1 protein-coding gene is annotated in these 322 nt (G+C 35.4%); it reads left to right on the top strand.

From position 1 onward, the window contains the following. Positions 1–322: M15 family metallopeptidase (locus tag CWB78_RS18725; RefSeq protein ID WP_138596870.1), on the top strand; the 322-nt coding region annotated here is incomplete at both ends.

The following is a 322-nucleotide window of genomic DNA, read 5'->3' on the forward strand; positions in this document are numbered from 1 at the left end:
TATACAAAATCATCGCTTGCACAGCGCTATTATTAGCGACTTTTTAGCGCTACAAAGTGCAGTAAAAAAAGCGGGATTTGATCTTACTATTGCCTCAAGTTATCGTGATTTTAATCGCCAGTCAATTATTTGGAATAATAAGTTTTTAGGTATTCGACCTGTTTTTAATAAACAGCAAGAAGTTGTAGATTTAACTAAGCTAAGCGATATTGATAAATGTATAGCGATAATGCTCTACTCTGCACTACCTGGGGCAAGCAGGCATCATTTAGGCACCGATTTAGATGTGTTTGAAAAAGCTGAGGTAACTGATGATTATAAA

It is taken from the genome of Pseudoalteromonas sp. S1612, assembly GCF_005887175.1.
Lineage (GTDB): Bacteria > Pseudomonadota > Gammaproteobacteria > Enterobacterales > Alteromonadaceae > Pseudoalteromonas > Pseudoalteromonas undina.